At 68.4% G+C, this 6391-nt stretch carries 5 protein-coding genes; all 5 read right to left on the bottom strand.

The window, feature by feature from the left end; translation table 11 throughout:
* Positions 1-148 precede the first annotated feature (148 nt).
* On the bottom strand, positions 149-865 hold the full coding sequence (locus ACFXBC_RS14030; RefSeq protein ID WP_385023174.1) for an ABC transporter ATP-binding protein: 717 nt from the start codon (positions 863-865) through the stop codon (positions 149-151).
* Complete coding sequence (locus ACFXBC_RS14025) at positions 862-1809, bottom strand: ABC transporter ATP-binding protein (protein ID WP_385023173.1); 948 nt, start codon at positions 1807-1809, stop codon at positions 862-864. The genes ACFXBC_RS14030 and ACFXBC_RS14025 overlap by 4 nt, the downstream gene beginning before the upstream one ends.
* 8 nt (positions 1810-1817) lie before the next feature.
* Positions 1818-3776 carry a branched-chain amino acid ABC transporter permease gene (locus tag ACFXBC_RS14020; RefSeq protein ID WP_385023171.1) on the bottom strand — a complete coding sequence of 653 codons (1959 nt, stop codon included), beginning with the start codon at positions 3774-3776 and terminating at the stop codon, positions 1818-1820.
* Positions 3777-3781: 5 nt separating this feature from the next.
* The gene (locus ACFXBC_RS14015; RefSeq protein WP_385023169.1) at positions 3782-4714 is read right to left on the bottom strand and encodes a branched-chain amino acid ABC transporter permease; all 933 of its coding nucleotides are present in this window, start codon (positions 4712-4714) and stop codon (positions 3782-3784) included.
* Between the two features lie 102 nt (positions 4715-4816).
* Positions 4817-6046, bottom strand: a complete 1230-nt coding sequence (locus ACFXBC_RS14010; RefSeq protein ID WP_385023167.1) for a branched-chain amino acid ABC transporter substrate-binding protein — start codon at positions 6044-6046, stop codon at positions 4817-4819.
* Positions 6047-6391 lie beyond the last annotated feature (345 nt).

The raw sequence follows: 6391 nt of genomic DNA, 5'->3' as shown, positions 1-6391 counted from the left end.
GATGGTCGCCGCGGGGGCCACGGTGCCCGGCGAGGACAATACGGCGGCCACGCCGCTGTCGCCCCGCCTACGAGTTTGGTCGCCCTAACCGCCCCGCCCCCGCAACCCCCGGGCGGGGGCCGTTTCGCCTGTGCGCCGCGGGGCGGGATCAGTCCTCGCCGAGGTACGCCTTGCGGACCGACTCGTCGTGCAGCAGGTCATGGCCGGTACCGGCGAGCGAGATCCGGCCGATCTCCATGACGTACCCGTGGTCGGCCAGGGAGAGTGCCGCCTGCGCGTTCTGCTCGACGAGCAGGATCGTCATGCCCTGGGACTTCAGCTCGACGATGGTCTCCATGATCTTCTGCATCATGATCGGCGAGAGGCCCATGGAGGGCTCGTCGAGCATCAGCAGCTTGGGCTGTGACATCAGTGCCCGGCCCATGGCGAGCATCTGCTGCTCACCGCCCGACAGGGTGCCCGCCGCCTGCTTCCGGCGTTCGCCCAGGATCGGGAAGAGGTCGTAGGCGCGCTGGATGTCCTTCTCGATGCCCTCCTTGTCGTCCCTGAGGAACGCTCCGAGCTGGAGGTTCTCGAAGATCGACAGACGCGGGAAGATGTGCCGGCCCTCGGGGGAGTGGGCGAGGCCGAGGGCGACGACCTTGTGGGCCGGGATACCGGCGAGCGGCTTCCCGTCGAAGGTGACCGTGCCGCCGACCGGTTTGATCAACCCGGAGAGGGTGCGCAGGGTGGTGGTCTTGCCGGCGCCGTTGGTGCCGATCAGGGTGACGACCTGGCCCGCCTCGACGGTGAAGGAGATGCCCTTGACGGCCTCGATCTTGCCGTAGGCGACCCTGAGGTCCTGGACCTCCAGGAGAGCGGTCACTGGGTGTCTCCTTCGGTACCGGTGGTGCCGGCCGTACTGGTGGCACCGGTGGCGCCGGCCGTACTCGTGCTGCTGGCGGGTCCTGTCGCGCTCTGGGCCTCGGCCGCCTCGACCTCGGCCACCTCCTCGTCCCCCGGCGCGCCCTCGAAGGGCGTCCCGAGGTAGGCGGCGATGACGCGTTCGTCGCCCTGCACCACATCCGATGTGCCCTCGACGAGCTTCTCGCCCTGGACGAGCACGGCGACGCGGTCGCAGAGATTGAAGATGAACCGCATGTCGTGCTCGATGACGAGGACGGCGATGCCCTGGTCGCGGATGGCGAAGACCAGCTCCTCGGTGGCGCGGGTCTCCTGCGGGTTCATCCCCGCGGTGGGCTCGTCGAGCAGCAGCAGGCCCGGTTCGCTGGCCAGGGCGCGGGCGATTTCGAGCTTGCGCTGCTCGCCGTACGGGAGGTTGCGCGCGAGGTGGTCGGCCTTGTGCGCCAGGCCGATGAACTCCAGGAGTTCCATGGCCCGTTCGCGGGACCTGGCCTCGGCCCGGTGGAAGCCGGGGCCGCGCACGATGGCGGACCAGAGGCCCTCCTTGGTCCTGGTGTGGCGGCCGACGAGGACGTTCTCCAGGACCGTCATATTGGCGAAGAGCCGGATGTTCTGGAAGGTACGGGCGATGCCCGCCTTGGTGACCAGGTGCGGCTTGGGCGGCAGAACGGTGCCCCGGTAGCTGACCTTGCCCTCGGTGGGGACGTAGAGGCCGGTGAGGCAGTTGAAGAAGGTGGTCTTGCCCGCGCCGTTGGGCCCGATGAGGCCGACGATCTCCCCGGCGTTCACGGTGAGGTCGACGTCGCGTACGGCGGTGAGGCCGCCGAAGCGCATGATGACGCCTTCGGCCTGGAGCACGGGGGCACCGGTGGCTTCCGGGGCCGGCGTGGTTGTCTGCGTGGTCATGTCGTTCCTCACGCCCCTGCCTTGCCTGCGGTGACGGGTTCGTCGCCGGTCGTGCGCTGTTCCGGCAGGACGGGTGCGCTGTCCTCGTGGAATTCGAGCTGGCGCCGCCGGTTGGCGATGACGCCCTCGGGGCGGAAGCGCATCAGCAGGACGAGTGCGATGCCGAAGGCGAGCAGTTCGTACTGCTTGAGGAAGCCGAGCTTCTCCGGGATGAGGTAGAGGAAGGTGGCGCCGAGGATCGGCCCGCCGACCGTGCCCATCCCGCCCAGGACCACGGCGGCCAGCAGGAAGGCCGAGTTGGGCGGTGCGGCCCCGGCGAACTGGTACGGGGCGGGTGTGACGCTGTAGGTCACGTGTGCGCTGACCGTACCGGCGAGGCCCGCGAGGGTGGCGCCGAGGGCGAAGGCGATGAGCTTGACCCGGAAGCCGTTGATGCCCATGGCGGTGGCCGCCGTCTCGTCCTCGCGGATGGCGATCCAGGAGCGGCCGATACGGGAGTCGGCCGCGCGCTTGAAGACCAGTACGACGAGTCCGGTGATCACCAGCATCAGCAGGAAGTAGTTGGCGAACCTGCCGAGGGTGAAGCCCGCGATGTCGTGGGAGGCGCCGAGGTTGAACCCGAAGAGGTCCAGGTCGGGGATGGAGGGGATGCCGTTGGGACCGTTGGTGATGTCGGGCCCGGATGAGCCGTCGAGGCTGTTCACCGCGATACGGAAGATCTCTCCGAAGCCCAGGGTCACGATCGCGAGGTAGTCGCCGCGCAGTCGCAGGGTGGGCGCGCCGATGAGGACGCCGAAGATCAGCGAAGCGGCCATTCCGGTCAGCGCCGCCGCCCAGAACGGGAACTGGACGCCGGAGAAGGTGGAGAACTCGGAGCCGGAGACCAGGGCTGCGGCGTAGGCGCCGACGCCGAGGAAGGCGACGTATCCGAGGTCGAGGAGCCCGGTGAGGCCGACGACGATGTTGAGGCCGAGGGCGACGGTGCCGAAGATGAGGATGTTCACGCCGAGGTTGGCGTTGTGGTCCTCGCTCTGGGTGAACGGGAAGATCGCGGCGGCCAGGAACGCCATGGAGGTGGCGAAGCCCTTGTGCCGGGCGTTGAGCTGGGAGAAGCGGTCGGTGAGTCCGGCGCTGAAGAGGGCCCAGGCGCCGAAGACGACCAGCAGGACAAACGAGACGAAGACTTCCGGCTGTTCGTCGGGGACGCCGATGCCGTAGGTGAAGACGATCAGACCGAGCGCGGTGGCCGCGGTGATGACCACACGCTGTCCCCAGGCAGGGAGGGCGCGGGGTGCGGGGATCGGGTCGGCCTTGGCGAAGTAGGACTTTGCCGTGGTACCGGGCCGGGGCAGTGCGAGGGTGCCGGCGAGGGCGATCACGGCGCCGGCCGCGGCGACCCAGCCGCCCGGGTCGAGGTTGACGAGCCCGCCGAGTTCGACAGCGATGGCGAGGACGACGTACCAGACGACGGCGAACGTGGCGAGTGCCGCGAGGAAGACCGGAGAGGTCCCGGCGCCCGGGTTGAGCCAGCGCAGTCCGCGGACGCGGGCATGGCTGAGGACGGAGAGGAGGGTGACGACCGCGCCGATGACCACGAGGTACTGGAGCCCTGAGGGGTCCCCCGAGTAGGTCAGGTCGTCGGCGAAGTCGGACTTCCAGGTCCAGGAGAGGAAGGCGCTCACGAGGGTGAGGACGGCGCCCACGAGGGTCAGCGCACGGGCGGCGACCAGTGGGAGAGGGATCAGCGGGCGTACGCCGACGGGCTCGGCCGGGCCGGTGGGTCGGGCCGCTCCGGCCGGCTCGGTGGGCTCTGCCGGTCCGGTGGGCTCGGTGGATCCGGCGGGCTCAGCCGGGCCGGTGGGCTTCGCGGCCGGGTCGGCCGCACCGGTCCGGCCGGTTTCGGCGGTCCGGTCGGTCTCGTCGGCCGGGTTGCTGTCGTCGGCGGGGTTGGTCTTGTCGGTGTCCATGTCCGTCACGCCCTGTCCGCGACTCGTTCGCCCAGGAGACCTTGTGGTCGCAGGAGCAGTACGAGGATCAGCAGGACGAAGGCCCAGACCGCGGACCACGCCTGGCCGCCGAGCTGCTGCATGCCGGGCACCTGGTCGATGTAGGCGGTGGCCATGACCTCGGCGACGCCGAGTACGAGACCGCCGAGCATGGCACCGTAGATGTTGCCGATGCCGCCGAGCACGGCCGCGGTGAAGGCCTTGAGGCCCGCCTGGAAGCCCATGCTGTAGTCGACGTTGCCGATCTTGAAGCCGTAGGCGACACCGGCGACGGCGGCGAAGAGGCCGCCGATGGCGAAGGCGATCACGATGATGCGGTTGGTGTCGATGCCCATGAGCTGGGCGGTGTCCGGGTCCTGGGCGGTGGCCTGCATGGCGCGGCCGGTGCGGGAGGTCCGGGTGAAGACGGCGAGTGCGGCCATGCAGAGGGGGGCCGCGATGATCAGGAAGAGGTCGCCGCTCTGGATGTCGATGGATCCGAGGTGGTACGGGCCACCGGGCAGCGGCGGGAAGACGCGGGCGTTCTCGGCGCCCGGGTACCAGTTGAAGATCGCCTGCTGCAGTGCGAGGGAGAGGCCGATCGCGGTGATGAGCGGGGCGAGCCGTGGTGCGCCGCGCAAGGGCCGGTAGGCGAAGCGTTCGGCTCCGATGGCGACGAGTACGGCGACGATGGCGCCACCCACCAGCATCGCCGGGAGGGCGATCCACATCGAGGTGCCGTCGGGCAGCACGTACATATAGACCGTCAGGGCGCCGAAGCCGCCGGTCATGAAGATCTCGCCGTGGGCGAAGTTGATGAGCTGGACGATGCCGTACACCATCGTGTATCCGATGGCTATCAGCCCGTACATCGAGCCGAGGAACAGCCCGTTGGCCAGCTGTTGCGGCAGGGAGTTCACCGCATGGCCTCCATGTGGGTGGGAAGTGAGCAAGGGGAGACTGCGGGCCGCGCGGCGACGGGTCGTCGTGGCCGCGCGGCCTGTGCACTGCGGTGTTGCCGGTCAGCCGGCCGGCGTGTAGACGCCGCTCTTGACGGCCTTCCAGGCGCCGTTCTTGACCTGGTACACGGTGAGCTGCTTGTTGGTGGTGTCGCCGTACTGGTCGAAGGAGACGTGTCCGGCGATACCGTCGAAGTCCGTCTTCTGCACGGCCTCGACGATCTGCTGGCGGGCGTCGGACGGGACCTTGCCGTCCTTCACCACGGAGCCGACCGCCTTGATGATGGCGGTGGCGGCGTCGTAGGAGTATCCGCCGTAAGTCCCGTAGTCACCTGTGTACTTGGCGGCCTTGTACTTCGCGATGAAGTCCTTGGCAGCGGGCAGGGACTCGACGGGGACGCCGACGGATGTGGCGAGGTCGCCCTCGGCCGCCTTGCCCGCGGTCTTGATGTAGGTGGGCGAGAACATGCCGTCGCCGCCCATGAGCGGGATGTGGGCGCCGGCGTCCTTGAGCTGCTTGGTGATGATCTGGGACTCGTCGTACTGGCCGCCGTAGTAGAGGATGTCGGCGCCGGAGTTCTTGATCTTGGTGACAAGGGTGGAGAAGTCCTTGTCCCCGGTGTTGACGTGGTCCTGGCCGGCCAGCTTGCCGCCCGCCTTCAGGAAGTTGGACTTGAAGAGCTTGGCGAGACCGGCGCCGTAGGTCTGCTTGTCGTCGACGACGAAGACCTTCTTCTTCTTGAGCGTCTGCCCGGCGTACTGCGCGGCGAAGCCGCCCTGGAGGGCGTCCGTGGTCGCGGTGCGGAAGTACGTCTTGTACGGACGGGTCTTCGAGGTCTGCCAGTTCTTGCCCTGGGTGAGCTCGGGGGCGGTGTTCGCCGGTGAGATCTCGACCATGTTGGCGGTGGCGAAGACCTGCTGCATGGTCTGTGCGACACCGGAGTTGAGCGGGCCGACGACGCCCAGGACCTTGCTGTCCGCGACCAGCGCGGAGGCGTTCTGCTGGCCGGTCGGCGGCAGGGCCTTGTCGTCCAGTGCCTTGATGCTGAACTTCACGCCGGGCACCGTGTTGTTCTTGTTCGCGTCATCGATGGCGACCCTGACGCCGCCCTGGATGCCGAGGCCGGTGGCGGAGTTCGCTCCGGTGAGCGGCGCGTCGACGCCGATGACGACCTCGGTCTTGCTGTCGCTGCTGCCCTTGCTGTCCTTGTTGTCGCGCGATCCACAAGCGGTGAGTGTCAGTGCGCCTGTGGTCAGCACGGTGGTGAGTATGAGCAACGAACGCTGTCGCACGATGAATCCTCTCCCTGGCGCCGTCGCCTCTGCTGAGGCGCCGTAGATCTCGCCGGGCCGTACTGGATTTGGTACAGGGCCGTGCTGCAGACGCGCCCGGCGGCGCGGTGACTGGGCGTGACTCTAAGCGCAGGTGACGGAAGTGCGGACCATTGAAGGTCAGGATGTGACTGTCTTGTTATGCCCGAAGAGGTGAACGGCGGGCGCACTGCGGACAGTTGGGAGAAATGCGGTCACCATGTATCTGCCCGGGATGTGAGAACGCGCAGTTCCGCTAAGGGGCTTGAGGCGATCATGGTGCTGTCGGCGGTGTGCGGTCCGGGTGTCGCGAAGCCGCCGCCGGAC

It is taken from the genome of Streptomyces sp. NPDC059398, from assembly GCF_042751845.1.
In the GTDB taxonomy this organism is placed as follows: Bacteria; Actinomycetota; Actinomycetes; order Streptomycetales; family Streptomycetaceae; genus Streptomyces.
The sequence above is the reverse complement of the archived record's forward strand: the minus strand, read 5'-3'. Positions and strand labels throughout refer to the sequence as shown.

Excerpts from the sequence above, each read along its gene's own strand:
- ACFXBC_RS14025 (WP_385023173.1), bottom strand. The coding sequence starts at position 1,809 with ATGACCACGCAGACAACCACGCCGGCCCCGGAAGCCACCGGTGCCCCC.
- ACFXBC_RS14020 (WP_385023171.1), bottom strand. The coding sequence starts at position 3,776 with ATGGACACCGACAAGACCAACCCCGCCGACGACAGCAACCCGGCCGAC.